Genomic DNA, 1323 nt, shown 5'->3' on the forward strand with positions numbered 1-1323 from the left:
ATGCCTCCATGAAACCAAAATGATCTGAGCTCATTGCTTTTAACCGTTAATGTATTTTCAAGGGTTATGAAATCCTGCGAATAAGTGAGCATTCGAGAGATATAGCTATCATACTGAGGGAGTTCAACAACAAAGGGAAGTTTCCTTGAATGGAACCGTTATTCTATTTACTTAGATTTTAAAGATGAACCTTATTAATTCCTTTTTGGAATAAAGAACAATAAAATTTTAAATGGTAAAATGAATTTATTGAAAATTGCAATAAACACAGGGAAGGGGAATCACGTTTGGATACAAAAATGGCTCGAAATCGTGCTGAATTATCTGGAAAGTTAACAAATGTATTAGACTCCAGAACGTTAACAAACTCACACAAAAGGCTTGCAGAAATTATTACGGAAGGCATGGCAATTCTTGATATTGGATGTGGTACAGGGGCAATTACTAGAGGCATAGCAGAAGCTGTGGGTCCAAATGGACGTGTAGTAGGAATTGACAGTAATCCAACCTTAATTCAAAAAGCACGTCAATCATATGGCGAAATACCAGGATTATCATTTGAAACAGGTGACATTTATAATCTTCCTTATGAACAACAATTTGACATTGTTACCTGTTCACGGGTATTAATATGGTTATCCGACCCATTAAAAGGATTGAAAATGATGACATCTGCTGCAAAAATTGGAGGTCGCATTTTAATTGCGGATTATAACCATGAAAAGATATCATGGAATCCCCTGCCACCTTCAAGTATGCTCAACTTTTACGCTGCCTATTTGAAATGGCGTACGGAAGCAGGTATGGATAATACAATTGCCGATAACCTTCCTGGGCTTTTTCGAAAAGTTGGTATAGAAGATATTACTATAACCCCCCTTCATGAGGTAACAAATAGAAGGGACCCTGATTTTCAAACTCGCATTGGGATATGGGCTGATACTGCATCAAGCAGAGGAGTTCAAATGGCGAGAGACGGTTTTATTTGTGAACAGGATTATGTGAGTGCTGAAAACGATTATCGTGAATGGATGATGCGTGAGGCTGAATCTTTAACGATGTATATGTTAGCAGTTGAAGGTGTAAGGGTCTGTTAAAGCCCCACTCAAAATTTAGCCACTAATAATGCTTATACTATGTTGTTAATGAACTAACGGGTGCGTTAGCTGATGATCGGAGCTGTTTTAAGACAGCTCTTTTCGTGCGCCCGGCATGGGTGCAATCTATAGGGTGCGAGTCCCGAACCATGAAGGCAGTAGTAATGGTTAGCTTAATGCAAGGGTGTCCATGGTGACGTGGAATCTGAAGGAAGCAAGCGGCAAA

The 1323-nt window shown here is 39.1% G+C and carries 2 protein-coding genes; one reads left to right on the forward strand and one right to left on the reverse strand.

Annotated features, from left to right (window positions below; genetic code table 11):
- Positions 1 to 287 precede the first annotated feature (287 nt).
- Positions 288 to 1097, forward strand: coding sequence for a methyltransferase domain-containing protein (locus LQ203_RS27280; protein ID WP_230163057.1), 810 nt, complete (start codon positions 288 to 290; stop codon positions 1095 to 1097).
- A 37-nt stretch (positions 1098 to 1134) separates the two neighbouring features.
- Here the strand turns inward: LQ203_RS27280 and LQ203_RS27285 are convergent.
- Positions 1135 to 1323 (reverse strand): hypothetical protein (locus LQ203_RS27285; RefSeq protein WP_230163059.1); only part of this gene is annotated, 189 nt, incomplete at its 5' end.

Origin of the sequence: Peribacillus sp. Bi96 (assembly GCF_918698115.1) — a bacterium.
GTDB lineage: Bacteria > Bacillota > Bacilli > Bacillales > DSM-1321 > Peribacillus.